This window comes from Bradyrhizobium sp. USDA 3311 (assembly GCF_054062495.1).
In genome coordinates this window covers 3590517-3616004 of the sequence record NZ_JBSSFI010000001.1, presented here as the reverse complement: position 1 = coordinate 3616004, position 25488 = coordinate 3590517, and the positions used below count along the sequence as shown (strand labels likewise).

General features: G+C 64.3%; 26 protein-coding genes and 1 pseudogene. 6 read left to right on the top strand and 21 right to left on the bottom strand.

Features of this window, described 5'->3' with window-relative positions; translation table 11 throughout:
* Nucleotides 1-9 precede the first annotated feature (9 nt).
* From ACVWW6_RS17185 to ACVWW6_RS17165, 5 genes are all read right to left on the bottom strand, one after another.
* The gene (locus ACVWW6_RS17185) at nucleotides 10-1059 is read right to left on the bottom strand and encodes an L-idonate 5-dehydrogenase (RefSeq protein WP_011089570.1); all 1050 of its coding nucleotides are present in this window, start codon (nucleotides 1057-1059) and stop codon (nucleotides 10-12) included.
* Complete coding sequence (locus ACVWW6_RS17180; RefSeq protein WP_011089571.1) at nucleotides 1056-2462, bottom strand: TRAP transporter large permease; 1407 nt, start codon at nucleotides 2460-2462, stop codon at nucleotides 1056-1058. The genes ACVWW6_RS17185 and ACVWW6_RS17180 overlap by 4 nt, the downstream gene beginning before the upstream one ends.
* 4 nt (nucleotides 2463-2466) lie before the next feature.
* On the bottom strand, nucleotides 2467-3045 hold the full coding sequence (locus ACVWW6_RS17175; protein WP_011089572.1) for a TRAP transporter small permease: 579 nt from the start codon (nucleotides 3043-3045) through the stop codon (nucleotides 2467-2469).
* A 108-nt stretch (nucleotides 3046-3153) separates the two neighbouring features.
* Nucleotides 3154-4113, bottom strand: coding sequence for a sialic acid TRAP transporter substrate-binding protein SiaP (locus tag ACVWW6_RS17170; protein WP_456683163.1), 960 nt, complete (start codon nucleotides 4111-4113; stop codon nucleotides 3154-3156).
* Between the two features lie 87 nt (nucleotides 4114-4200).
* Nucleotides 4201-5022, bottom strand: coding sequence for a FadR/GntR family transcriptional regulator (locus tag ACVWW6_RS17165; RefSeq protein ID WP_456681103.1), 822 nt, complete (start codon nucleotides 5020-5022; stop codon nucleotides 4201-4203).
* Nucleotides 5023-5166: 144 nt separating this feature from the next.
* Between ACVWW6_RS17165 and ACVWW6_RS17160 the strand changes: the two genes are divergently transcribed.
* Nucleotides 5167-6651, top strand: a complete 1485-nt coding sequence (locus ACVWW6_RS17160) for a mannitol dehydrogenase family protein (protein WP_456681102.1) — start codon at nucleotides 5167-5169, stop codon at nucleotides 6649-6651.
* Between the two features lie 100 nt (nucleotides 6652-6751).
* Nucleotides 6752-7159 (top strand): nuclear transport factor 2 family protein, encoded by a 408-nt coding sequence (locus ACVWW6_RS17155; RefSeq protein ID WP_271551461.1) that lies wholly within the window; start codon nucleotides 6752-6754, stop codon nucleotides 7157-7159.
* 67 nt (nucleotides 7160-7226) lie between these two features.
* Here the strand turns inward: ACVWW6_RS17155 and ACVWW6_RS17150 are convergent, their stop codons facing one another.
* A complete protein-coding gene (locus ACVWW6_RS17150; protein ID WP_456681101.1) occupies nucleotides 7227-7943 on the bottom strand; it encodes an HAD family hydrolase in 717 nt (238 codons plus the stop codon).
* 155 nt (nucleotides 7944-8098) lie between these two features.
* Between ACVWW6_RS17150 and ACVWW6_RS17145 the strand changes: the two genes are divergently transcribed.
* Both ACVWW6_RS17145 and ACVWW6_RS17140 read left to right on the top strand, forming a co-directional pair.
* Nucleotides 8099-8950 carry an NAD-dependent epimerase/dehydratase family protein gene (locus ACVWW6_RS17145; protein ID WP_456681100.1) on the top strand — a complete coding sequence of 284 codons (852 nt, stop codon included), beginning with the start codon at nucleotides 8099-8101 and terminating at the stop codon, nucleotides 8948-8950.
* A gap of 117 nt (nucleotides 8951-9067) precedes the next feature.
* Nucleotides 9068-10336 carry a serine hydrolase domain-containing protein gene (locus tag ACVWW6_RS17140; RefSeq protein WP_456681099.1) on the top strand — a complete coding sequence of 423 codons (1269 nt, stop codon included), beginning with the start codon at nucleotides 9068-9070 and terminating at the stop codon, nucleotides 10334-10336.
* A 109-nt stretch (nucleotides 10337-10445) separates the two neighbouring features.
* Here the strand turns inward: ACVWW6_RS17140 and ACVWW6_RS17135 are convergent, their stop codons facing one another.
* Nucleotides 10446-11333, bottom strand: a complete 888-nt coding sequence (locus ACVWW6_RS17135) for a dienelactone hydrolase family protein (RefSeq protein ID WP_060908742.1) — start codon at nucleotides 11331-11333, stop codon at nucleotides 10446-10448.
* 665 nt (nucleotides 11334-11998) lie between these two features.
* Between ACVWW6_RS17135 and ACVWW6_RS17130 the strand changes: the two genes are divergently transcribed.
* Nucleotides 11999-12577, top strand: a complete 579-nt coding sequence (locus tag ACVWW6_RS17130; RefSeq protein ID WP_011089582.1) for a MarR family winged helix-turn-helix transcriptional regulator — start codon at nucleotides 11999-12001, stop codon at nucleotides 12575-12577.
* Nucleotides 12578-12590: 13 nt separating this feature from the next.
* Here ACVWW6_RS17130 and ACVWW6_RS17125 read toward each other — a convergent pair whose 3' ends face one another.
* Entirely contained in the window at nucleotides 12591-13541 is a 951-nt protein-coding gene (locus tag ACVWW6_RS17125) for a hypothetical protein (protein ID WP_011089583.1), read from the bottom strand.
* Between the two features lie 822 nt (nucleotides 13542-14363).
* On the opposite strand from ACVWW6_RS17125, the gene ACVWW6_RS17120 reads away from it, so the two are divergent.
* Nucleotides 14364-15134: a response regulator transcription factor gene (locus ACVWW6_RS17120; protein ID WP_028175236.1), complete on the top strand. Its 771-nt coding sequence runs from the start codon at nucleotides 14364-14366 to the stop codon at nucleotides 15132-15134.
* A 214-nt stretch (nucleotides 15135-15348) separates the two neighbouring features.
* On the opposite strand, the gene ACVWW6_RS17115 is transcribed toward ACVWW6_RS17120, so the two are convergent.
* From ACVWW6_RS17115 to ACVWW6_RS17055, 13 genes and pseudogenes are all read right to left on the bottom strand, one after another.
* A complete protein-coding gene (locus ACVWW6_RS17115) occupies nucleotides 15349-15807 on the bottom strand; it encodes a hypothetical protein (protein ID WP_011089586.1) in 459 nt (152 codons plus the stop codon).
* Nucleotides 15804-16316 (bottom strand): hypothetical protein, encoded by a 513-nt coding sequence (locus ACVWW6_RS17110; protein WP_011089587.1) that lies wholly within the window; start codon nucleotides 16314-16316, stop codon nucleotides 15804-15806. Before ACVWW6_RS17110 ends, ACVWW6_RS17115 begins: the two co-directional genes overlap by 4 nt.
* A 43-nt stretch (nucleotides 16317-16359) precedes the next feature.
* Nucleotides 16360-16839 (bottom strand): rod-binding protein, encoded by a 480-nt coding sequence (locus ACVWW6_RS17105; RefSeq protein ID WP_028175235.1) that lies wholly within the window; start codon nucleotides 16837-16839, stop codon nucleotides 16360-16362.
* Entirely contained in the window at nucleotides 16836-17255 is a 420-nt protein-coding gene (locus ACVWW6_RS17100) for a hypothetical protein (RefSeq protein WP_028175234.1), read from the bottom strand. The genes ACVWW6_RS17105 and ACVWW6_RS17100 overlap by 4 nt, the downstream gene beginning before the upstream one ends.
* Nucleotides 17256-17260: 5 nt before the next feature.
* Complete coding sequence (gene fliR / locus ACVWW6_RS17095; protein ID WP_011089589.1) at nucleotides 17261-18013, bottom strand: flagellar biosynthesis protein FliR; 753 nt, start codon at nucleotides 18011-18013, stop codon at nucleotides 17261-17263.
* Nucleotides 18010-20091 (bottom strand): flagellar biosynthesis protein FlhA, encoded by a 2082-nt coding sequence (flhA, locus tag ACVWW6_RS17090; protein ID WP_456681098.1) that lies wholly within the window; start codon nucleotides 20089-20091, stop codon nucleotides 18010-18012. The genes fliR and flhA overlap by 4 nt, the downstream gene beginning before the upstream one ends.
* A gap of 78 nt (nucleotides 20092-20169) precedes the next feature.
* Entirely contained in the window at nucleotides 20170-20436 is a 267-nt protein-coding gene (gene fliQ, locus ACVWW6_RS17085) for a flagellar biosynthesis protein FliQ (protein WP_008130649.1), read from the bottom strand.
* Nucleotides 20433-20855, bottom strand: a complete 423-nt coding sequence (gene flgD, locus ACVWW6_RS17080) for a flagellar hook assembly protein FlgD (RefSeq protein WP_011089591.1) — start codon at nucleotides 20853-20855, stop codon at nucleotides 20433-20435. Before flgD ends, fliQ begins: the two co-directional genes overlap by 4 nt.
* Nucleotides 20856-20870: 15 nt before the next feature.
* Complete coding sequence (gene flbT / locus ACVWW6_RS17075) at nucleotides 20871-21281, bottom strand: flagellar biosynthesis repressor FlbT (protein ID WP_011089592.1); 411 nt, start codon at nucleotides 21279-21281, stop codon at nucleotides 20871-20873.
* A complete protein-coding gene (gene flaF, locus ACVWW6_RS17070) occupies nucleotides 21281-21625 on the bottom strand; it encodes a flagellar biosynthesis regulator FlaF (protein WP_028175231.1) in 345 nt (114 codons plus the stop codon). The genes flbT and flaF overlap by 1 nt, the downstream gene beginning before the upstream one ends.
* Before the next feature lie 66 nt (nucleotides 21626-21691).
* Nucleotides 21692-22739, bottom strand: a pseudogene (locus ACVWW6_RS17065) (flagellar hook-associated family protein).
* Between the two features lie 3 nt (nucleotides 22740-22742).
* Nucleotides 22743-24218 carry a flagellar hook-associated protein FlgK gene (flgK, locus tag ACVWW6_RS17060; RefSeq protein ID WP_456681097.1) on the bottom strand — a complete coding sequence of 492 codons (1476 nt, stop codon included), beginning with the start codon at nucleotides 24216-24218 and terminating at the stop codon, nucleotides 22743-22745.
* A gap of 34 nt (nucleotides 24219-24252) precedes the next feature.
* On the bottom strand, nucleotides 24253-25485 hold the full coding sequence (locus tag ACVWW6_RS17055) for a flagellar hook protein FlgE (protein WP_028175229.1): 1233 nt from the start codon (nucleotides 25483-25485) through the stop codon (nucleotides 24253-24255).
* Nucleotides 25486-25488: the final 3 nt, after the last annotated feature.

Here is a 25488-nt window from a genome sequence, read left to right as displayed (position 1 = left end):
TCTCCCGGATCAGTTCGCAGTCAGCACGACCTTGACGCTCTGCGAGCGGTCGAGCGCCAGCCGCAGCGCATCGGGTGCGGTCGAGAGCGGCCGCTCGGCCGTGACCAGCGACAGCACGTCGACGCTGCCAGCGGAAATCAGTTCCACCGCCGTCATGAACTCGAAGCCGAAGCGGAACGAGCCGCGCAGGTCGATCTCCTTCGCCATCACGGCGTTCGACGGCGTCGGGATCTGGCCACCGGGCAGATTGCCGATCTGCACCACGACGCCGCCACGCCGGACGATGCCGATCGCACTGGCAAGGCCCGCGGCCGTGCCCGAGACTTCGAACGCGACGTCGTAGGGACGTGCAGCGGCCTGCGCCTTCAGGCCCTCTTCCCCACCCGATACGTTCTCGACATGAGAGGCGCCAAGCCGGCTCGCAAAGGCGAGCGGTGCCGGTGCGATGTCGGCCACCGTGATGTCGGCCATGCCGGCACGGTGCGCGGCGAGCATGGTCAGAAGCCCGATCGGACCGGCGCCGAAGATGATGCCGCGCTTGCCCTCGATATTGCCGGCGCGCGCGACCGCGTGCAGGCAGACTGCGAGCGGCTCGGCGAGCGCTGCCGCCTGATAGGAGACGTGATCGGGAATCTTGACGCATTGCGCGGGGATCGCGTCGAAGTAATTGGCAAAGCCGCCCTGCATGTGCGGGGTCTTCGAGGCCGAGCCCATGAAATAGATGTTTTCGCAGAGGTTCGGCCGGCCCTCGCGGCAGGCGACGCAATGGCCGCACCAGCGCGACGGATTGACGGCGACGCGGTCGCCGACCTTCAGATTGGCTGCGGAACCCGATATCTCCACGACCTCGCCGGAGATCTCATGTCCCAGCACCAAAGGCGACTTCACCACGAAATCACCGGTCCGCGCATGACGGAAATAATGCATGTCCGAGCCGCAGATGCCGCCGGCGCCGAAGCGGATGCGCACCATGCCTGATGCGAGCTTGTCGAGCGGATGCTCGATCATGCGCAGATCTTCGGGGCCGAACAGGGTTGCGGCGAGAGCAGTGGAGGTCATTTGGAGAGTCCCATGTATTTAGGCAGCCAGAGGGTCAGTTCGGGGATGTAGGTGATCGCGATCAGCGCGAGCATCAGCGGCACCAGCCAGGGCAGGATCGCCACCGTCGTGCGTTCGACCGAGAGCTTTGCCACGCGGGCGAGCACGAACAGCACCATGCCGAGCGGCGGATGCAGCAGGCCGATCATCAGGTTCAGCGTCATGATCAGGCCGAAATGGATCGGATCGATGCCGAGCTTGAGCACGATCGGCAACAGGATCGGCACCAGAATGGTGATCGCCGCCGTGGTGTCGATGAAGCAGCCGACGAACAGGATCAGGACGTTGGCCAACGCAAGGAACACCCATTTGTTGTGGGTGATGCTGAGCATCCAGTCCGAGAGCATCTGGGCGGCCTGCGACACCGTCAGCAGCCAGGCGAAGATCGACGCAGCTGTCACGATGAACAGCACCGAGGCCGTGGTCTCGATGGTGTCGAAAGTCGCCTTCGCCACCGTCTTCAGCGTCATGGTGCGGTAGCGCACGAGCCCGAGGAACAGCGACCAGATCACGGCGGCGACCGCGGCCTCGGTCGGCGTGAACCAGCCCAGCGTCATGCCGCCGATCAGGATCACCGGCGCCATCAGCGCCATCACCGCGGAGAAGTCGAAGTACCAGTCGATCGCGAGCAGCACGCCGAGCCCGATGACGACCGCCATGTTGGTCGACATGCCGGCAACCACCATCAGCCAGATCGCGAGCGGGAAAGCGAGCACGATGGCGATCTCGAGGCCGGCCGAGCCGAGCTGCGGCCAGGAGAACGGCGTGTCGCTGCCCCATTTGTTCTTGTGCGCGAAGTAGGTGACGGTGGCCATCATCAGAAGCGTCATGACGATGCCGGGAATGACGCCGCCCAGGAACAGCGCGCCGATCGAGACGTTCGCCATCATGCCGTAGATCACGAAGGGCAGCGACGGCGGGATGATCGGGCCGAGCGTCGCGGACGCCGCAGTGACGCCGACCGAGAACTCGGTCGAATAGCCGTGGTCCTTCATCGCCTTGATCTCGATGGTGCCGAGGCCGGCAGCGTCCGCGATGGCGGTGCCCGACATGCCGGAGAAGATCACCGAGCCGATGATGTTGACGTGGCCGAGGCCGCCGCGCATCCAGCCGACCAGCGCGACCGCGAACTTGTAGATGCGGCCGGTGACGCCGGCGATGTTCATGAGGTTGCCGGCCAGGATGAAGAACGGCACGGCGAGCAGCGGGAAGCTCTCGACGCCGGCGATCATGCGCTGCGCCAGCGTGACGTCGGGCGTCACGCCGCTGACCAGGATGTAGAGCAGCGACGACGCGGCCATGGCGATCGCCACGGGAACGCCGAGCAGCATCAGGAGGAGAAAACCACCAAGCAACAGCAGCATGACCTTACCCTTCAAAACCGTCGTAGGCGCCGGGACGTTCGAGGATCGAGTAGCCCTGTCGCAGATGTTGCAGCGCCACCTGCACCGAGCGCGCGAACATCAGCACGAAGCCGGCCAGCACGGCGTAATAGACGTAGTCCTTGGGAAGATTGATCGTGGTCATCGACTCGTCGCCGATGATCTGGATGTAGACCCAGACCAGCTTGATGGCGTAGCCGAAGAAGGCGATCCGGATCAGGTCGATGACCGTCGACAGCGTGCGCGCGACGAGATGCGGCAGATAACGGTAGATCAGATCGACCTGGATGTGCCGCGACAGCCGCACGCACATCGAGGCGCCGATGAAGACCACGCCGATCAGGCAGTAGGTCGCGATCTCCTCGGTCCAGGCATAGCTGTCGTTGAGGACGTAGCGGGTGAAGAACTGGAGGAAGACGGCGAGCGCCATCACCCAGAAGATCGCCAGCGCCACCCAGTCCTCGAAAGCGTAGATGCCGAGATCGACCTTCGGCGTCGCCTCCTCCTCGAAGGTGTGGGCGATCTCGTCCGCGGTGATCTGCCGGTGTATTTCGGCGGTCGACATGGGGTTACCTCTCTCCAAATCGTCGTTCCGGGGCGACGCGTCAGCGTCGAACCCGGAACCTCGAGATTCCGGGTTCTCGCTTCGCGAGCCCCGGAATGACAGTCACTGCTATTTAACTTCCTGAATCCGTTCCCAATCCGCCTTGCGATAGCCAAACGTCTCGAACGCGACGTTCTTCAGCACGGTGTCGCGGAACTCGTTCTTGTCGACCTCGGTCACGGTCAGGCCCTTCTCCTTGAAGAAGGCGACCAGCTTGGCTTCGTTCTGCTTGATCTCCGCGGTCGCCTTGGCGGCGGCCTCCTGCGCGACGTCGGTGAAGATCTTCTTGTCCTCGTCCGAGAGCTTCTTCCAGAGCGCGCCCGCCACCACCGTGTTGAGGTGGTCGACGATGTGACCGGTCAGCACGATGTGCTTCTGCACCTCGTAGAACTTCTTGGCCTCGATCGTGGTCAGCGGATTCTCCTGTGCCTCGACGGTGCCGTTCTGGAGCGCGAGATAGACTTCGGCGAACGCGATCGGCGCGGTGTTGGCGCCGCAGGCGCGCGGCATTGCGAGATAGGCCGGAACGTCGGGCACGCGCATCTTCAGGCCCTTGAGGTCGGCGCAGCTCTTGATCGGCTTGTTCGACGAGGTCTGGCGCACGCCGTAATAGGTCACGGCGACGATGTGGTGGCCGCTCTTGTCCTCATAGCCCTTGGCGAGTTCCTTGAAGATGTCGCTCTTGGTGTAGGCCAGGAGATGATCGGCGTCGCGGAAGGTGTAGGGATAGTAGGTCACGCCGATCGGCGGGAAGCTCTTGGCCGCGAAGCTCGAGCCGGAGATGATGATGTCGACCGAGCCGAGCGAAAGGCCCTGGTTGATGTCGGCTTCCTTGCCGAGCTGGGACGCCGGATAGACATCGACCGCATAGCGCCCGTTGGTGCGCTTGCCGATCTCCTGCGCGGCCCAGACCGAAGCGGTATGGAACGGCTCAGAGGTCTCGTAGACATGGGCCCATTTCAGCTTGGTCTGCGCCATGCCGGCCTGGGTCGTTGCAAACATCGCCGCGGCCGAGACCGCGAGCATCATCGTCATCTTCTTCAACACTGACTTTTCCTCCATCGTTCAAGTCTGCTTCTTGTTCGCCCGCCTGCAAGGAATGCGGGCCGCCCAATCTCATCGCCGCCGCGCGCTGCCGCTCTTGGCTTGCTTCTTGGCCTGTCTTTCGGCCTGCTTCTTCGGCGCCCGCTCTGGTTTTGCCGGCGTTGCCGGAGATCGTGCCGGGGACGATCCTGCCGCTGTCTCGGCGCCGAAATTCTGCGCAAAGCGCTCCTGCGAGCGCGCCAGGTGATTGCGCATCGCCTCGCGCGCGGCGTCCGGATCGTGCGCGGCGATCGCGTCGCGCACGGCGCGATGCTCGTCGAGCGCGGTGCGCCAGGTGCCCGGGTTCTCGAAATAATGCGCAAGCTGCGCGAAATAGGGATTGAGGCGCTGGTCGAACAGCTCGCCGACCACGCGCACCAGAACGGCATTGCCGAGACTTCCGGCGATCGCGACATGGAACGCGCGGTCGTGGACCATCGAGGCTTCGCCGGGGTGCTCGACATTCTCCATCGCGAGAAGCGACGCGTCGATGCGCGCGACGTCGTCCTTGGTCGCGACGCGCGCGGCCTGCTCGGCGATGGCGCTTTCCAGGAATTCGCGGGCGCGCAACAGCTCGAACGGACCCTCGATGACGGAAGCGGTTGCAGGCGCCGCAACGGCCGCCGGCTCGATCACATAGATGCCGGACCCGACGCGAATGCGCAGGCGGCCTTCGACCTCGAGCGCGATCAGGGCTTCGCGTACCGTCGGCCGCGACACCTTGAGCTGCTCGGCGAGCTCGCGCTCGGTCGGCAAGCGGCTGCCGACCGCGTACTCGCCGCTGTCGATCAGGCTTCGCAATTGATCGGCGACCTGGCGATAGAGCCGTCTCGCCTCCACAGCTTCCAGCGGCACGCTGGTCCTCCCCGAAAGGGTCGCGCGGGGTCGTCCAAACCCGCCGCCCGCCAATTTTGGATAATTGGCCTTACCAATTGACCGGAGCATTGACCGAGGACGGGCGCCATGTCAAGCAGCGGCCAAAGACAGGGAGAGACGACCATGCGCCATAATTCAACGCGTCTTGGCCGCGCCAATCTCGACCGGCTGCCGCCGGCCATCCGCCGCCCGGCCTATGACCGATCGCGCGTCACGCCCGGCATCGTGCATCTGGGCCTCGGGGCCTTTCATCGCGCGCATCAGGCCGTCGTCATCGACGATTGCCTTGCCACAGGCAGCGCATCCTGGGGCATCGTCGGCGCGAGCCTGCGCAGCCCGGATACGCGCGATGCCCTCGCCCCGCAGGATCATCTCTACACCGTTGCCGTTCGTGCCACCGAAGGCACCGAGCACCGCGTCATCGGCGCGCTGCTCGACAGCGTCGTCGCACGCGAGAACCCGGCGCGGCTGATCGAGCGGATGGCCGATCCCGCCATTCGCATCGTCTCGCTCACCGTCACCGAGAAAGGCTATTGCCATACGCCGCAGACCGGCGATCTCGACGAGCGGCACCCTGATGTCGTGCACGATCTCAACAATTTTGACGCGCCGCGCTCGGCCCCCGGCTTCATCGTGGCTGCGCTGGCACGCCGCCGGGCGCAGGGGCTTGCGCCCTTCACCGTGCTGTGCTGCGACAACCTCGCCGCCAACGGCCACACCGTGCAACGGATCGTGACGCAGTTCGCGGCGCTGCGCTCGAAGGATCTCGGCAAGTGGATCGCGGATACCGCAGCCTTTCCCTCGACCATGGTCGACCGCATCGTGCCGGAGACGACGGATGCCGACCGCGATGCGGTGTCATCCGCGCTGGGCTTCCGCGACGCCTGGCCGGTGATGACCGAGCCCTTCACGCAATGGGTGGTCGAGGACCGCTTCGCGGCGGGCCGGCCCGATCTTGCCGCCGCGGGCGTCGAGCTCGTCACCGACGTCAAGCCGTTCGAGCTGATGAAGCTTCGGCTGCTCAACGCCAGCCATTCCGCGCTCGCCTATCTCGGCTATCTCGCCGGCTACGAGACCATCGCCGACACCATGCAGGATCCGCACTTCGCGCGTCTCGCCGCGCAGGTGATGGAAGAGGCCGCGGTGACGCTGACGATGCCGGCGAGCACCGACCTTGCTGCCTATCGCGCCTCGCTGCTCAAGCGCTTCGCCAATCCGGCGCTGCATCACCGCACCTGGCAGATCGCGATGGACGGCTCGCAAAAGCTGCCGCAACGCCTGCTCGGCGCGATGCGGGATCGCCTCGCCAAGAACCTGCCGATCGCGACGCATGCGCTCGCGGTGGCCGGCTGGATGCGCTACGTCACCGCGCGCGACGAGCACGGCCGCGCCATCGACGTGCGCGATCCCCTCGCCGGCGAGTTCGCAGGCTTGGCGCGCGAGGCGGGCCCTGTCGCCGAACGGCTCGCGCCCGCACTGCTCGGGGTCGGACAAGTGTTCGGGCCGCTGGGTGCCGAGCCGCGCCTGCGCGAGGCCGTGACCGCGGCGCTCGGCCGTCTCTATGCGGACGGCGCGCGGCGGGCGGTGGAGACGCACGTTTCTGCGTGACCACAAACTGGGCAGTAATGCTGCACTGCGGTCCAAATCGAACGCAAAGTCGACGGAAGTCGCGCTTGATTTTTGCCTGTCATTGCCTCACCCGAGAGCCATGGCAAAGGACAGCAAGGTCATCGCCGCGAACGCGGCCTTCTACGCCGCCTTTTCAACGGGCGACTTCGCCGGAATGGAACAGATGTGGGCGGATGACGACGCCATCTCCTGCATCCATCCCGGCTGGCCTGCGATCATCGGGCGGGCCACCGTGATCGGGAGCTGGCGCGACATCCTGCAAAATCCGGAGCGACCGCAGATCGTCTGCGCCGAGCCGCAGGCCATCGTCGACGGCGACTGCGCGCGCGTGCTCTGCATCGAGATCGTCGACGGCACCGCCTTGGCCGCGGCCAACCATTTTCGCCGCGTCGGCGACGACTGGCGCCTGGTTCACCATCAGTCGAGCCCGATTGCGCAGATTGTCGAGCAGGCTGAAGACGATAGAGCGAGTCACCGCGTCCACTGAAGGCGGCAGGCCCGCCGGCCCGTTCTACTGTGCATGGGGTTGTTTTTCAGTTTTTTAGTTGGCGACCTCATCGAAGCCCCGACAGATCGTCCAGCACGAACCGTGCCGCGCCGAAATCATCGTCCCGGAAGAACATGCTGCGGGTGATCAGAACCGGGATGTTCGCCCGCGACGCCGCAATCAGGCCGTTGGCGGAATCCTCGATTGCGACGCAGTCGAAAGGCTCCATCTTCAGCCGCGCCAGGACTTCGAGATAGACATCCGGCGCAGGCTTCTTGTGCCGCACGTCGTCGCCGGCAACGATCGCATCGAAGTCCGCGGCCCAGCGCATCCCCAGCGCCCGCGACAGCAGCGCATCGATGTTGCCGTGCGAGGTGGTGGTCGCGATCGCAAGCCGCTGGCCGCGGGCCTTCGCCGCGGTCAGAAGGTCCGTCACGCCCGGCCGCAGCGGGCAACAGCCGGTCTCGATCAGCGCGGCGTAATGCGCGGTCTTGACGCGGTGGAGCTCGGCGATGTCTTCGTCTGACAATGGCCGGGCAATCCGCAGCCGAGCGTGGTGAGCGCGAATGCGCTCCTTGCCGCCTGTCACCCGCAGCAGGTCCTTGTAGACGGCGCGGTCCCAATGCCAGTCGAGACCGTGGCGGACAAAGGCATGGTTGAAGGCCTGCCGATGCAGTTCCTCCGTCTCGGCCAGGGTGCCGTCGACATCGAAGATCAGCGCGGCCGCGCGCCGGATCAGCTCCGCGGCGTCCAATGGCGCTATGGCGGTCGCTTCTGCCTGCATGATCGACGCTTCCTCATGACGTCTCCGTGACGAGCGATCATCGCCCGCACTGGCGGGCGCGTAAAATTGCAATATCTTTTGCCGGACCCAAAAATCCCTTATGAGCGGAAGCGCGCAGCTGGCGCGACGGGAACTCCGACCTGCACGGGAGAGGCATGCGGCTCTTCATTCTAGGCTTCGGCTACAGCGCCAGGCATTTCGTCCGCAGATTCGGCGGAACGTTCTCGCACATCGCCGGCACGGTGCGCGATCCCGCGAAACGGGATGACCTTGCAGGCATCGAGGTGCACCCGTTTTCCGGCAGCCGCCCGGCTCGCGAGACGGCCGAACGTATCAGCGACGCCGATGTCCTTCTCATCTCGATCCCGCCCGGCAGCGCCGGCGATCCCGCAATCGCGGCCTGCGCGGACGTGCTGGCCGGGGGCCGTCAGCGCAAGATCATCTACCTGTCCACGATCGGCGTCTATGGCGATCACGCAGGCGCTTGGGTGGACGAAAGCACGCCGCCGCAGGCCGCCCTCGATCGCACACGCATGCGGCTCGCAGCGGAGCAGGCCTGGACGGATATCGGGCGCGGCGATGTCGCGATCCTGCGGCTTGCAGGCATCTACGGTCCCGGCCGCAATGCGCTGGTGACGCTGCGCGCCGGAACGGCCCGGCGCATCATCAAGCCCGGACAGGTCTTCAACCGCATCCACGCCGACGACATCGCAAGCGCGATCATTGCCGCGATTCGTCACCAGGGCAGCGGCACCTGGAACGTCTGCGACGACGAGCCAGCGCCGCCGCAGGACGTGATCGCCTATGCCGCCCAGCTCATGGGCGTCGCGCCGCCGCCCGAAGAGGCGTTCGAGACCGCCGAGATGTCGGCGATGGCGCGTAGCTTCTATGCCAGCAGCGCTCGCGTCTCCAACGCGAAATTGAAGCGCGAGCTCGGCGTCACGCTGGCCTATCCGACCTACCGCCACGCCCTGGATGCGCTGTGGCGCGCGGGCGAAGGACGATAGGGTCCACCTCCGACGCCTCCCAGACATGCCCTGCCTGCGCTTGACTTCGCCCCAGTGCGATCGTGATCTAGGTGCCGCGCGAGCCACAACGAAACGAGCTCGCCTTGGGAGGATACAATGAAGAAGACGATCGCCATGATCGCGGCGGCGGCTGCCGTCATCGCATTCGGTGCAGCGCGCGCCGCACCGCTGCCCGAAGCCAATCCTGACGACGCCGGTTTCTCGAAGCAGGGTCTTGCACGGCTCGACAGTTTCTTCGCCCGCGAAATCGCCGCAAAGCGCGTGCCCGGCGCCGTCGTCGCAGTGGCGCGTGACGGCAAGCTCGTACACTACAAGGCCTATGGCCTGCTCGATCCGGACAAGGGCACGCCGATGCCGGTCGACGCGATCTTCGCGCTGGCCTCGATGACCAAGCCGATGGCCGCAGTCGCAGGCCTGACGCTGATGGAGAAGGGCCAGTTGCCGCTCCAGGCCAGGCTGTCCGACTACTATCCCGGCTTTGCCGACATGAAGGTCGGCGTTCAGCAGGCCGACGGCTCGCTCAAGCTCGAGCCGCAGGCCTCGCCGATCTTCATCCACGATCTCTACCGGCATACGTCCGGATTGATGTATGGCGGTCGCCCGGACAGTTCGAGCCCGGTGGCGCGGCAATACCCTGATGGCGTCGCGCCGGCGATCGAAGGCGACACGCAGGCCTTCATCGACCGCATCACAAAGCTGCCGCTGGCGCATCAGCCCTCGACCGAGTTCGAATACGGCTTTTCGATCGATGTGCTCGGCGCCGTCGTCGAGAAGGTGAGCGAACAGCGGCTCGGCGACTATCTCGCCGCCAATGTGTGGCAGCCGCTCGGCATGAAGGACGCGACCTTCCACCCGACCGACGCGCAGCGCCCTCGCCTCGCCCGCCCGTTCGCCAACGATCCGCTGACGGGGAAGCCGCAAGCCATCAAGCTGCTGGACACGCCGACCAGGTTCGACTGCGGCGGCGCCTGTTCGTTCGCGACGGTCGGCGACTACATCCGCCTCGGGCAGATGCTGCTCAACGGCGGCGAGCTCGACGGCCAGCGCATCCTCGGCCCGAAGACCGTGCATCACATGACGACCAACCATCTCGGCCCCGAGATCAAGAACAACGTGGCGGTCATCGAGCCGCATCGCGCCGGTTTCGGCTTTGGCCTCGCGGTTGCGGTCCGCACCGGCGAAGGGGTGTCGTCGGTCCCCGGCAACCCCGGCGGGTTCACCTGGAACGGCGCGTTCGGAACGCAGTTCTTCTGCGATCCCAGGGAGCGTCTCGTCGTCGTGGTCGGAACCGCGGCGCCCGGTGAGCTCAGGAAATACTACCGCGAGCAGGTCCAGGACATCGTCTATGGCGCGATGGTGAAGTGAGATCGGCACGCTGAAACAGAAAGGGCGGCCGTGCGGGCCGCCTCTTGAATTGCTTGAGCATGATCTTGTCGGAAAACCGCTGCACACTTTTCCGGATCATGCTCCGGCGTCAGCTCAGGACGCCATATTTCTTGAACCAGGCCTCGGCCTGCTTCCAGGCATCTTCCGCGGCGTCCTTGCGGTAGCTGCCGCGGTAGTCGGCATGGAAGCCGTGCGGCGCTTCGGGGTAGATCTTGAATTCGGCCGTCTTCTTGTTCTGCTCGAGCGCCGCCTTGAGCTGCTCGACCTGCGCAACGGGAATGCCGGTATCGGCGCCGCCATAGAGGCCAAGCACCGGCGTCTTCATCTCGGGTGCGAGCTGGAGCGGGCTCTTTGGCCACAGTGGATTGGCGGGGTCGACCACCGTCCCATAGAAGGCGACACCCGCCTTGAGAGTACCGCCGTGAGCGGCATATTCCCAGACGGTGCGCCCGCCGCGGCAGAAGCCGATGATACCGAGCTTGGCGGTATCGCCGCCCTGCGATCCCGCCCACGCCACCGTCGCGTCGAGATCGGACAGCAGCTCGGTGTCCGGCTTGGCATTCACGACCGCCAACAGGTCCTTGATGTCGGTCACCTTGGTCAGGTCGACGCCCTTGCGGAAGTAATAGTCGGGCGCGATTGCGAATGCGCCGAGCTTGGCCAGGCGCCGCGTCACGTCCTTGATGTATTCGTGCAGGCCGAAAATCTCCATCGCCACGATGATCACCGGCGCCTTGGTGTTGCCGGCGGGGCGGGCGAAATAGGCAGGCATCTCCTCGGTGCCGACCTTGATCCTGGCGTCGCCGGCCTGGAGGCCCTTGGTATCCGTCGCGATCACCTCGGCACGGACGGGACCTGCCGCAAGCGTGTAGCCGGCGGCGACGGCCGCGGTCGCGCTCATGAATCCGCGACGCGAGACCGGGGCAACTTTCGTCAGCCCGACGACGTCGGATGTCATGATCGTTTCGAAACTCATCAGTCTATCCCTTCCTGCTGCCTGCAATGGTACCCCCGGGGGGCGATGCATTCGCCAAGAGTCGCCGGGGAAACGCAAATCACCAGCCTGCGAGCATGCGGTCTTCAGGCATGTCCCTGACGCCGCTCCCCCATGTCCTGCCTGAGCTGAATCGAGATGATGCCGCTGGCCGGCGATCGTCCGCGCAAGGCCCACGCGCAAGCTTTCCGGATTTGATCGTGTGCCCGATTTAACCGCGTGGCTGCGCTGCGGCGCAACATCCATTAACCGAAAATAGGGGTTCTTCCGCCGCACCTCACGCGGTCAGAAGCTGCAGACACTCCACCCCTCGCGCAATTCGAAACGCTTCGCCGCAACAAATGGGCTCCATCGCGGCCGCAACGACACATCATGTTGCCGGGATGTTGCGCGCTATCGGAATCCCGCGCGCAAGCCGCCGTCATTTGACTGAAATTTTCAGAAGAGTTGAGCCGCGCGGTTTACTCGAACTTTCTTTGTGACGCTCTAGTTCCACGGCCGGAAGTTCCATCTCCGGAAACGGAGGACGTCTTCCCAGTGGGCGCGCCGTCCGACCAAGGATCGCCCGCGGGTTTCATTCTCGTCCACCCCGATTGCGCTCCCCCGAAGGCTCAGTTGAATAAAGCTTTATCCGACTTGGAAGTGAAATGAATTTGGCTCGCGAATCGATTGAACTGTTGGAGCAGGTCGCACGAATCCTCTGGTTCGAAGGCACCAAGCACGGCTTGCGCGATCGCGAGTGGATGGCGCTGCGCTTCCTCTCCCGCGCCAACCGGTTTTCCCGCACGCCGTCGGCGCTCGCGAGTTACGTCGGCACCACGCGCGGCACCGCCTCGTTCATCATCGGCGAGCTGGAACGGCTCGGCTATCTCGAGCGAAAGCGCTCGGCCAAGGACAAGCGGTCGGTGATGCTGAGCGTTACGCAGCCGGGCAAGAAGTTCCTGGCGCGCGATCCCGTTAACGTTCTCGTTGAGGCGATTGCCGTGCTCGACGACGAGGCCAAGATCCGCTTCCGCGACGCGCTCCGCCACGTGCTGGACCAGTCGGACGCGGCCGAGCAGCGGCACCATACCGACGTCTGCAAGCGCTGCATCTTCCTCCGGGAAGATCGCACCGCGGCGGACGGCAAGACGACGGTCGAGTTCAGCTGCCGCCTGTTTCGCGCGCCAATCGCGGAGCCGGAGGTTGATCTGCTATGCACCAGCTTCGAGCATCACCGCCAATAGAGGCGGCGCTCGATCACGGCGTTGCCTTGCGCGACGAGTAGATCACGCCCCCGCTGGATTCGACCACAAGGCGCCCGTTCTCGTTCCGGATCTCCTCGATGCGGCCAAGGCCGGGCACCTGCTGCCCCAGCACGGCCTCGATGACGCCGTTCGGGCTTTGCAGGATCGCAATCCCCTCATAGGCCTGGCGCACCGACCAGCCCTTGACCACCTTCCGCGGCACTGATGCGCGCTCGGAGGGAGACACCGAGCCCGTGACCTCGGGCGCTGCGAGCGAAGCCATCATCGGCGCGGCCTGCGACGACGGCTGCGATTGCGCCACTGTCGGCGCCGGAGCCTGGGCTTGCGCCTGGGCGAGCTTGTCGAGCTTGACCGTCGAGGACGAGCTCACCCGCTCGATGCGGTCCAGATTCTCGGCAAACCTGCCGAAGCGATCGTTGGTCGCCTTGCTCGATTGATCGACCGCGGTGCGCAGGCCGTCGAGATTTTCGGACACGCCCGACACCTGCTTGCGCAGCTGGGCGACCGTCTCGCGCAGATTCCTGATCTCCGTATTGGCCGCGACATTGTTCTGGGCGGGCTGCGTGGTGAGATAGGCGATCACACCGGTGCAGGCGCAGACCACCAGGATGGCGGCGACCGCCAACGTTGCGAGCGGCGCGACCCAGGTCGGACGGGGCGGCGGCGGCTTGGCCACGATCACGGCCGGCTTCATCACGACCGGCGCGGGCTTGGGTATCGCCATCTTGTCGAGGCGCGCCTTGGCGCGAATGCGCTTCAGCCCCTCGAGCGCCTCTTTCGCCAGCGCTTCGTCGCTCGCCGCAGCCGACGCACGCTTTGCGCTCGCGGCCGGCTTGGCTGTTTGCGTCGCGCTGTCCCTTGTATTGCGTGGCTCCGGAGCCGGCTTCGCCGCCGAGGAAACGTCAGCGGTCTCGTTGGGACGAGCTTTTCCATCGGACAACATGCGAGAATGCTCCGTTCGGTTAGATCTATCGAACGACGAATTTATTTGTCGAAGCTTGCCCGAAACGTGCGCATCGAAAACTTTTCATGACGCACGATGCGACGTCGCATGAGTCAAACGCGTCACGCACGTGGCGAGAGTGCGACTCGAAAGACACACCCTCGCCAAGATTTCGCCAAGCTGGAGTCGCCTCGCCACACATGAGTCGAATTGTCGCATGTGGAAAACCGGTGGAGAGAGTCAATCCGGGGTTGAAAACCCCTCCATACGCATACCCCGCAGCACCACCCGAAATAGCTGTGATTATACGGGGATGCGGAACTATAGATCCGTCACGGTGCAAAACTAGTTCAAAATCCAAATCAACTGATGCGAATGAATATATCAAGAAACAACTCGAAACAAACCAACAGCATCAAACACACATAGCAACCGCTTTGATGCGCGCGCTTGATCGGAAATCGGCAATTGTTACGGTCCTATCCAAGTGATTCTCGCCAGTTGGCGAGGAGATCGGCAAGGTTCAGTAGCGTTCGGACGCGATAAGCAACTTGGCGCAACTGTTCTAGGTCGCTGTCTCAATCCGCTCCGCGAGGTGATCCGTAAGACACCCGCCGAGCCTCACGCAGTAAGCGTTCAGTATCGAGTCGAAGTAACAGGCCCGCGGAAAACGCAGGCACTGAATGCGTAGGGCTGCCCGCGAATATCGAAACCATAACAACGGTTCGCGGGATGGAAATATCGTCAAACAGCATGGTCGCCGAGCCGGGCATCACAACAACCAACCGGCCGCGATAAGTGCGAAACAGGGGCGAAAGACTGATGTATATTATCGTTGATGATCGTGAGAGCGTCACGAACAGCTACGTTGGAGGGCTCGTTCGCGAAGGCGTATCGTCGATCGGCTTCTCCTCCGGAGAATTCTGGGACTGGCTGCAATCTGCGAGTGAATCGGACCTGGCAGCGGTCGACGCCTTCCTCCTCGGGGATTGCGACGCCCGCGGAAGCCTGCCGCGGGCGATGCGCAAGCGCTCCTCGGCTCCCATCATCGCCATGAGCGGCCAGAAGATGCTCAAGAACACGCTGGAGCTGTTCGAATCGGGCGTTGACGACGTCGTGTACGTGCCGATTCACCTGCGCGAGATCCTCGCCCGAACGGCCGCGATCGCGCGCCGCCGGGTGGGCGAGTTGCCGAGACCCTGCGAGACCAGGATCCAGGTCTTCTTCAACGGGCGCGACCCCGAGATCGCGGGCCACGCCCTCACCCTGCCCCGCCGTGAATTGCGTATTCTCGAATATATGGTCAGCAACCACGGCAAGTGGATCACCAAGACGCAGATCTTCAACGCGGTCTACGGCATCTTCGAGTCGACCTTCGACGAGAGCGTGATCGAGAGCCACGTCAGCAAACTGCGCAAGAAGCTCCGCGACCGCCTCGGCTTCGACGCGATCGTGGCCCGGCGTTATGTCGGATACCGCCTCAACATTCCCGCCGGCGAGACCGTCGACGTGCCGATGCAGGAGCTCGACGAGGTCGGCATCCTCCTCAACCGGGCGCACATCGCCCCGGCGGCCTATCCGGCCGGTAACTGACGCGGCTGAGCGCTGCCGCGAAAAACGACAACGGCCTCTGCGGAGCACCTTCGCAGAGGCCGTTGTACTTTCGGCGGCTGAGACGGCAGAAGGCAAGGTCCGGAGGCGCGAGGCGCCGCCATACCAAAGCGCTGCGAGATCAGGGGCGCGCTTTGGTTTCCAGGTCGAGCACGATCCTTCCGGAAAGCCGCTTCGCGCCTGTCCGGGCCATGCGCTAGGGTTTCTGCTGGAATTCTTCCTTCGAGACGTAGTTGAAGTCCTCGACCAGGACGTCCTGGACGACGTCGGCCTGCATCCGCTCGTTGACGCGCTGCTTGATGCCCGTCGTGAGGATGGAGAGGTCGTAGCGCGCGAGCTTCCTGAAATCGAGGCGGTCGTCGGCATAGATCCTGCGGAAGGCCTCGTCGACGACGAACGGCTCCGGCGGAACGTTGAGCTGGTGCATGGTCCGCGCCTCCACGGTGTAGACGAAGCGCGCGACGATGTAGCCCTGCACATTGCCGTTCTCGACCATGGGCACGCTCAGCGCCCGCGTCTTCTGGTATTGGAGCCCGTCGAGATATGCGTCCTTTGCCGGCAGCAGGCTGCCGTTTTCCTTCCAATAGGCCACGGCGTAGCTCGTGCCTGCCGTGAGGATGCAGACCCAGAGCCCGGCAAGCACGAGTCTGATCATTTTCCGTCCTGCGTTGCGCGACCGGTATAGGTGCCGTCCGAATCGGCATCCTTGATTGCCTTGACGATGATGGTCGCGACCTCGCGCACCGCGTCGTAATGCATTTCGAGGATGGAACGATTCCGCTCCAGCTTCTCGCGCAGCCGCTGGACCTCCTCGGTGATCTCGACCTCGCTGCCGAGATGCATCCGCGCCCGCATCAGGCGGACGAACTCGAGCATGCTCCGGCTCTTGCGGGCGCTGAAATCGTCGAAATCGATCTTCTTGCCCGTCGCGAGCGCAACCGTCTCCTCCTCGACGATGCTCTCGAGCCTGCGGATCGCCGCCAGCAGGCCGCGCACTTCGTCCGCTCTCGCCGCCTCGGCCCTGTCGACCACCGCCTCGCCGCCGACATTCGGCAGCAGCACGGGCAACAGCGCATTGCTCGATGCCGCTTCAACCGTCATCGCCTCGGCGTCCACGACCGGCTGCTCCATCACCAGGACCGCCGCGCCTTCTTGTGCCTGCATTGGAAATTCACCCCTCAACTTCTGTCACCCATTCCTCGGATCATCATCCGGCCTTCCCCGTCACGTCCGGCCCCGCCGGATGCGCGCCGGCAAGCTGCCTCGCAATGCCGATGCCCTTGCCCTTCGCGAGCTGGTTGCCGAGTTGCTCCGCCAGCATCGACTTCCAGACGCTGCCGGCGGTCCCCTTGCCGAAGAGTTCCTCGGATTCCTTCGGCAGCATCGTCTCGACGAAGGTCTGGAGGATGAACGCCTCGAACTTCCGATAGACCTCGCCGGACGCTGGCGCCTTGATCACCTGCACCGGCGCCCCGTTCACCGCACCCGACTGCGCTTCGGAAACCTTCGCCGCGGATTGATCGGCACCAGCCGCCGCGGCCTTGCCGGCCTCCGCGTCCATCGTCGCGGCGAAATCGGCGGCGGATGATTTCAGCGCATCGAGCTTCGCGGTCGCCGCGCGTTGCGTCACGGGATCGGCGGCCTCGATAACGTCGAGAACGAGGTCGGGTGTCGCTGTCACGATCATGTCTTGTTCCGGCTGGCTGGCCGTGGCGTCCACTCGCGCACGGTGAGGCTTGTTCCCGTCATCTCCTCGAGCGAGCGCTTCTCCGCCTCGCGAAGCTTGTCCGCGAGCGCCGCCTTGGCGACTTCCTCGAGCTGTTTCACGCGCCGGCTCTCCGCACGAACCTGGTCGAGCTGCCGCGAAGCCTGCTCATTCACGGCGCGCGCGCCGACGCTCGTCCTGTTGAGGCGCCGCGCGATCGACGCGCTCGACGACCCCGCCGGCGGCTTGCCCTCGTTCAGCGCCCCGACCAGCCATTCCTGTTCGTCCTGCAGGCTGCGCTCCTGCTGCCGCAAGTGCGCGAGCTGCCATTCGGACAGCCGGAGCTGGAGCTTCACGAGCGAGACCATCCGACCGAGCTTGTCTGCGCGCGACCTCATGACGGTCATTCCGACAGCCAGGACGAGACGCCCAGCATGAATTGCGTCAGGAGCTCGTCGCTGGTGAGATAGAGCAGCAGGAAGCCGCCGAACAGCACGAACGGCACGGAGATGAAGTAGACGGGAATCGCCGGCGTCAGCTTGTTGATCAGGCCGACCGCGAGGTTGACGATGACCGAATAGACGATGAACGGGCTGGCGATCCGCAGCGTCAGCACGAACGCCTCCGACAGGCGGCTGACCAGCTGGTCGAGCGCCATGCTGCCGCCGAGCCTCGCACCGGGATGCCAGACGTCGTAGGAGTTCATCAGCCCGCGCAGCACCTGCCAGTGCTGGTCGGTCATGAAGAACAGCGTGGTGACGGACGCCATGATCAGCGGCACCAGGGCCGGCGCCGGATCGGTGTCGCCGATCGGCGTGCCCGGGATATTGCTGAGCCCGATCGCGCTTGCCATCACGGTCGCCATGGTCTGAAGCGCCAGGAAGAACACGCGCCCGCCGAGGCCGATGACGCTTCCGACCAGGACCTCGGAGCCGATCAGGAGTGCCAGCGTCAGCGGCGCCGCTTGGTCCGTCAGAGGTTTCAGGACCGCGATCAGGATTGGCGTCAGTGCAAACGTCGTGACGAGCGCGATGAACAGGCGGACCTGGGCCGGAACGTTGACGCTGGAATAGCCGGGCACGAACATCAGGCAGGCGCCGATCCTGCAGAACACGATGAAAGTCACCAGCACGCTGTCGGCGAGGCTGCTGATCACGATATGGCTCCGAGCGCTCTGATCTCGGCGCTGCGCGCGACCTCCACATGCGACAGGACCGGCAGTGTCGGGAACACCCGTTCCAGGATCATCCGGACATAGGGACGGGCCTCCGGGGTCACCGCCAGCACCACGCTGGTGCCGTTCTCGGTGAACTTGCGGATCGCGGCGCTGGCTTCCGTCGCGAACTGCTCGATCAGGCGCGGATCGGCGTCGAATTCGACGACGTCCCCCTTGGCGTCGCGCTTCAGGCTCTGGTGGAAGGCGAGATCCCAGCGATTGCCGAGGCGGACCACGTTGAGCACGCCGCTGTCGGAGAGGTCGCCGCAGATCTGCTGTGCAAGCCGCGTGCGGACATGCTCCGCCACCTGTTCGGAGCGCCGCACATGGGGCGCGATCTCGGCGATCGCCTCGAGGATCAGGTGGAGATTGCGGATCGACACGCGCTCGGCCAGCAGGATCTTCAGGATCGCCAGCAGGCCCGAATAGGAGATCTGTGACGGGCAGAGATCCTCGATCAGGCGCTTGTATTCCGGATCGAGCCGGTCGAGCAGCGCGCGCATGTCCTTGTAGGAGAGGAGCTGGGCGAGGTTCGCCCTGATCACCTCGCTCAGATGCGTGAGCAGCACCGACAGATTGTCGACCGGCTTGCAGCCCTGCCGCTTGACTTCGTCGGTGAAGGCTTCCGTCACCCACAGCGCCTTCATGCCGAAGGCGGGTTCGATCACCTCCTCGCCGGGCACGTCGGGCTTGCCGTCCTTGTCGACCAGCACCAGCACCTCGCCGAGCCTGAGTTCGCCATGCGCGACGCGGGTGTCGTGGATCCGGATCTGGTATCCCTTGGGATCGATCGACAGATTGTCGGTGAGCTTGATCTCGGGAATGACGAAGCCGTATTGCTTGGCGAACTTCTTGCGGATCTTGGCCACGCGATGGCTGAGCTCGGTGCGCGATCCCAGCAGATGGACCGAAAGATGACCGCCGAGCGCCAGCTCGATCTCGGCGGTCTTGAGCGATTCTTTGACCGATTCCTTGGCCGCGGTCTGGGCGCGCTCGTCGGCCTTGCGCGCATCCTCTTTCCGATCCCGCGCCGCCTGACGCCTGGGCAGCGTGTAGCCGACGAAGGCCATGACGCCGCCGAGCAGCACGAACGGCGCCATCGGCAGCCCCGGCATGATGGCGAGCACGAACATCATCAATGCGGCGGCCGACACCGCGCGCGGATAACCGCTGAGCTGCCGCAGCACGGCCTGCTCCGCCGAGCCCCTGGTGCCGCCCTTGGAAACAAGCAGGCCCGCTGACAGCGACACGATCAGCGCCGGCATCTGCGACACCAGGCCGTCGCCGACAGAGAGCTTCGTATAGACGTCGGCGGCGCGCGACAGCGTCAGGCCGTGATGGGTGACGCCGATGATGATGCCGCCGAAGATGTTAATCGCGGTGATGATCAGGCCGGCGATGGCATCGCCGCGGACGAATTTCGAAGCACCGTCCATGGCGCCGAAGAACGCGCTCTCCTCTTCGAGCTCGCGGCGCCGGCGCTGGGCCTCCTTGTCGTCGATCAGGCCCGCGGACAGGTCAGCGTCGATCGCCATCTGCTTACCGGGGATGGCGTCCAGGGTGAAACGGGCGCCGACCTCCGCGATACGCGTAGCACCCTTGGTGATCACGACGAAATTCACCGTGACCAGGATCGCGAAGATGATCAGGCCGATGACGAAGTCGCCGCCCATGACGAATTTCGAGAAGCCGGCGACGACATGGCCCGCGGCCTGTTCGCCCTCCCCGCCGCGCGACAGGATCAGGCGGGTGGTCGCGACGTTGAGCGCCAGCCGCAGGATCGTTGCGATCAGCAGCACGGTCGGAAATGCGGAGAAGTCGAGCGGCCGCTGGATCCACAGCGCGACCATCAGGATCAGCGCCGACAGCGCGATCGAGAACGCCAGGCCGAGATCGATCAGGATCGGCGGTATCGGCAGGAACAGGATCGTGAGCATGGCCACGATGCCGCCCGCAAAAAAGGCATCCGCCCCGAGTCGTCGCGGGTTTGGCAGGCTAGCAGCTAACGTATCGGCCATGGGTCACCGGCAGAGGGTCCGCCCGGTAATCTGCCGTGCAAAGCTTACGCGAGGGTGGTGGCCGGTCGGCCCGCGGGATCAGAAGCCGCGCTCGATATGCGAATAGACCATCTCGGTGAAGGTGGAGAGATGCGCGCCGATGAAGGAGCCGGAGATGGCGACGACCACGAGAATGACGATGATCTTCGGAACGAAGGTCAGCGTGACCTCCTGGATCTGGGTCAGGGCCTGGATCAGTGCAATGATGGTGCCGACCAGCATCGCCGCGCCGACGGCAGGCCCCGAGGCGACGATGATGGTCCAGATCGCCGCCTGGACGATGTCGAGGGCGTCTCTCTCGTTCATGACTGGCTGATCGTGAGGCCGGGCCCGACCGCGACTTTCGTGCCGTTCTCGAGGGTCGCGACGGAGCCGTCGCTGTTGATGGAGATCGACTTGACCTTGCCGGAGAAGGTCGCTCCGGTCGCGTCGGTGAAGCTGACGGTTTTTCCGATCAGCCCGTCGGCCTGCGACAACGACTGCGAAGACAGCAGCGCATCCAGCTTGGTGTTGGTCTGCATGGCCTGCTCGACCGTCGAGAGTTGGGCGAACTGGCTCATATATTGCGAGGTATCCATCGGATTGGTCGGATCCTGGTTCTTCATCTCGGCGACGAGAAGTTGAAGAAAGGTATTGTAGTCGACGCTGTTGCTCGACGTGGACGTCGTGGAGCTGGTCGAACTGGACGACTTGCTGGTGCTGTCGGTCGCGCTGGTGACGTTCATGTAGCCTCTCCGCTGTCAGGCAGCCTCGAATGGGATGTCGGTGGCGACGCCGGCCAGGATAGCCTGCTCCACCGGGAACAGCGCCCGGATCCGCTTCAGCGCCTCGAAGTAACGGGTTGCCCCGACCAGCTCGTCGATCGCGACAAGCCCGTCCAGCATCTCGCGGCTTTCGCACACCGCAACCAGGGCCGCGTGATGCTGGCCGTAGAGCGCCGAGGCATCGCGGACATCGGTGGGGTTCATCAGCATGAGCTGGACGATGAAATACAGCTGCCGCATCGCCGTGGTGGCGTCGGAGGCCTGCATGATCTGCCCCTCGAGCAGAAACATCACGTCGTTGACGAGCTCGACGGAGACCTTGCGGTCCACGCGCAGCACCGCACCGTTGATGTAGATCCGTTCGCCCGCCCGCAAGGAGATCTTCATTAAAGTGCGTCTCGGATCAGGCGGTTGATTTCGATGAGCTGCATCACGTCGCCCGACTTCTCTTCGCGAAGGCGATCCGCCTCCTTGATGACCCACAAGCCGATCGAGATGATGTCGGCGCGCAGCTTGTCCGGGAGGCCGTTCTCCGGGTGCGAGAGATCCTCGATGAAGATCGTCCACAGCCGGCGCACATAGAGCAGGCTCTGGACCAGATCCTCGAAACTAAAGGGCCCCTTCTCGATCCGCTCGAGCCGGTCGATGCCGAGGCTGAGCGCCTGTCGCTCGCGGCCTCTCTCCTGATAGCCGCTCTCTTCAACGACAGCTTCATAGGCTTCAAACGTCATCAGGACCACTCTGCGGGGAAACCGAATAGCAAGACAAAAGGAGCGAACCTTGCAATGAGCCTTGGCTCAGAGATAGTTGATGAGGCTGATCTTCTGGAGCTGCGAGGTCAGCGCCAGCGCCGTCTGGATCTGGGTCTGCAAGGTGTTGACCCGGACCGATGCCTCGGTTGGGTCGACCTTCTCCATACCGACGATCTGATTGTTCAGAATGTCCTGCTGCGTCTTGAGCTTGTTCGTTGCTGAGGTGATCCGCTGCTGGACCGTGCCGACGCCGCCGCCGAGCGTGGCGAGGTCCGTGATCGCACCACCAATGAGGCCGATGGCCTTGTCCACGACGACCTGGAACGTCTCCTTGGCTGAGTTTTGCATTCCCGAGATCCGCCATCATGGTGTAGGCCTCGGCGAGCTTGCGGAAGCCGGTCTGGTTGGCGCTGACGGACGTATCAGCGACCTCGGTCGTGGAGATACGGCTTTGCATGACCTGGTCAGTGGCCGATGACCAGTTGGTATTCCAGGCCGGGCTCGCGAACTCGGCATCGAAGGTGGTGTTGAGAAAGGTCTGCATTTGGGCCGGGGTAATGCCGCTGACGCCCGCTGAAGATTGCGAGAAGCCGAAGGCCGCAAGGAAATCGGCGTCGACCTGGTTCTTGCTGGCGGAGCCCGTGGCGTAGGCCGTGATCGGCGTGTTCTGCGTGTTGATGCCCGAGAAGAGATACGAGCCATTATACGAGACGTTCAGCGCGCCGATCAGATCCTGGAGGTTGGCGGACGCAGGCGGCAGGACGATCCGCCCGCCGTTGTCGGTACTGCGGGCCGCGATCAAGTCCTTGAGGAAGTCCGTTGCGGTCGTGCCGAGCTGGGTGATCCGGGTTTGCGTCACGTCGAGGCGTCCCGAGACGAGCTCGTTGGTATCGACGAGCTGATCGGCGAAGCTCCAGTCCGCCCGCAGGGTGACGTCGCTTCCCGTCGTGGCACCAAGCTCGAGGCCAACATCGGCGAAACGGCCGGTGGTCGCCTCCTTCGACGCCTTGCTCAGCGCAGCCTGGTTGTTCGTGATCGAGGTCCTCAACGACGAAGACAGCATCAAGGTCGAGATGTAGTTCGCGCTCATCATGGCTTAATTCCCCACGGCGGCCAGCAGGCTCTGCAACATTTCGTCGACGGTCGAGATGATCTTCGACGAGGCCGAATAGGTGCGCTCGACCTGAAGCATCAAGGACATCTCGTCGTCCATGTTGACGCCGCTGACGTTGGACAGCGCCGCGGTGCTGCGGTCGAGCAGCGTCTTCTGGTAGGTGACGTTGGAGTCCGCGGTCTTGCGCTGGTTTTCGATCCAGCTCGTCGACGACGACGCGAAGTCGATCAAGCTGCCACTCGGCTTGCCTTGCGTGGTCACATCGAACGGCTGCGACGCATCCATGCCCCCGATGAGCTGCTGTAGCCGGGCCGAGTAGCCGGCGTTGCCGGCGGTGTTGTATCGGTAAGCAACGTTACCGCTGATCGCACCGTCGCGCAGCAGATTTGGATTGCCGCCCTGCGCCGGATCGACCGACGCCGCGACACTGATCAGGCCGGCAAGGCCGACCGAGACGGTGGCGCTCGCCGGTATCGCCGGCGCGCCGGGATAGGTGAAGAGACCGGGAACGTCGGGCAGCGCCGCCGCGGTCTGATCGCTCTCCCTGAATGTGTTGATCAGGCCGCGCGCGATTTCGTCGAGCTGACTCTGATAGGTGACGGAGTCCTGGTCACGCAGCTGAGCGAGGCCGGCGAGCTTACCCGACTTCAGCGGCATCACCGAATTGGCGCCGGTTACCGGCACACCGTCGATATAGACCGCATTGCCGGTGGTGCCCGCCGTATAGATGTTGGTCGCCGTGAAGCTGACCGTTCGCGCCGTCTTGTCGAACAGCACGACACCGCTATCGGTGTAAAGCGCAGCGTCGCCGTTAGCGCGGATCGACATCGAGACGCCGACCTCCTGCGACAGTTTCGAAACGATGCTGTCCCGCTGGTCGAGGTAGTCGGTGACGTCGTCACCGGCAATCGTCCCCCTCACGACCGCGTTGTTGACCTTGTCGAACTGCGTAAGGAGCTGGTTGATGTTGGCGACCGAGGTCGCCATGTCGGCGTCCGCACCCTCACGGACCGATTGCACGGTATTGGTCGCCTGGTTGAGCGCCGTCGCCATGTCCTTGGCGGACGTGATCGCCGCCTGCGCCAGCGTGGTGTTGTCGGGGGCGTTGGCATATTGCTGCAGCGCCTTCTTCAGCGCATTGAGCTGCGCCGTCGGCGACTGGTCGAGCTCCGTATCGTCCACCGTGGCAGATGCGATCTTCTGGAGACCGTCATAGATCGCGCCCTGCTTGGCCGACGACGAGGTCGCGGTCAGGACGTTGTTGTAGAGACCTGAGCTGGCGGCGCGCTGGATCGACGCCACATAGACGCCGGCCCCGGGCAGATTGTCCAGCACGGCGATCTTGCGCGAATAGCCGGCGGCGCTGGCACCGGCGATATTGCGCGAGATCGTCGAGGACTGGATGCCCGACGCCATGAGCGAAGCGCGAGCGGAGTCGAGAGCAGCGGTAAGGGACATGATTTGCGCTTGCCCGAAATGGGCGCTGAGAAATTCAGCGCTTCAGGTTGACGACGACGTCGAGCAGATCCGCGCCGGTCTGGAACGACTTCGAGTTCGCGGTGAAGCCGCGCTGGGCCTCGATCATCCCGGTGAGCTCATCCGCGAGATCGACGTTGGAGTCTTCCAGGGCGCCGGACTGGATCGTCCCGAGTCCGCCGGTGCCGGCATTCCCGGCCTGCGCGTTGCCGGAGTTCATATTGGTCGAATAGACGTTGCCAGGCTCCGGCGTCAGATTGTCGGGGCTCGGGACGTCGGCGAGCATGATCGTGTAGAGCGTCAGCTGCTGCCCGTTCTTGAGGATGGCCGTCACGTGGCCGGCGTCGTCGACGTCGACCTTGTCGATCGCGGCGGGGGCGCTGCCGTTGACGGTTGCCTTGAAGCTGAAGTCGGTTCCGGTCTGCGTCATGTTCGACAGGTCCATGGTCACCGCCGCACCGCCGGGAACGGTAAAGGAAAGAGTCGTCGGGCTCGCCGCGGCCAGCGCGCCTTTGCCGGTTGCCGTGGTATCGAAGGTGAAGGTGGTGGCGGCGCCGACCGACGTACCCGTCGCGGAGTTATAAGCCTGGATCTGCCAGGTGTCCGAGCCGGCGGCCGTCGCAGTGTGGGACATGTAGACGTCGAGCGTAACGGCCTGGCCGATATTGTTGTAGGCCACGATCGAGCTCTTCGATGAGTACGACGCCGGGCCGGGCGGACCGGCGATCACAGCCGCTTTCGGGTCCAGATTGCCGGTCGTGAGCGTCCCCGCCGTCGACGGCACGGGCACTTGCGAAACCTGGGCAATGTTGACGATCTGCATGCCGGACAGGCTGTTCTGCGAGAAATTGGTCACTTTACCGGGCTGCCCCAGAAGGTAATAGCCAGCCGCGTTGACCAGATTACCCTGGGCGTCAGGCACGAACGAGCCGGCACGCGTCAGATATTGCTGCGTGTTGTTGGCGTTCGACACCACGAAGAAGCCGTTGCCCTGGACCGCGAGGTCCGTGGTCGACGTGGTGAACTGCGTGTGTCCTGCGTCGCTGATGGCGTAGCGGACAGTCGTCTCGACGGCGCCGGAATCGTAATTGCCCGAACCGCTCTTCAGGATCAGTGACGAGAATTCCGTCGAAGCCCGCTTGTAACCGGTGGTGTTGACGTTCGCGATGTTGTCCGAAACCGTCGACAGCTTGTTGGATTGCGCGGACATGCCGGAAACGCCGGTGCGCATAACACCATACAGGCTCATGGA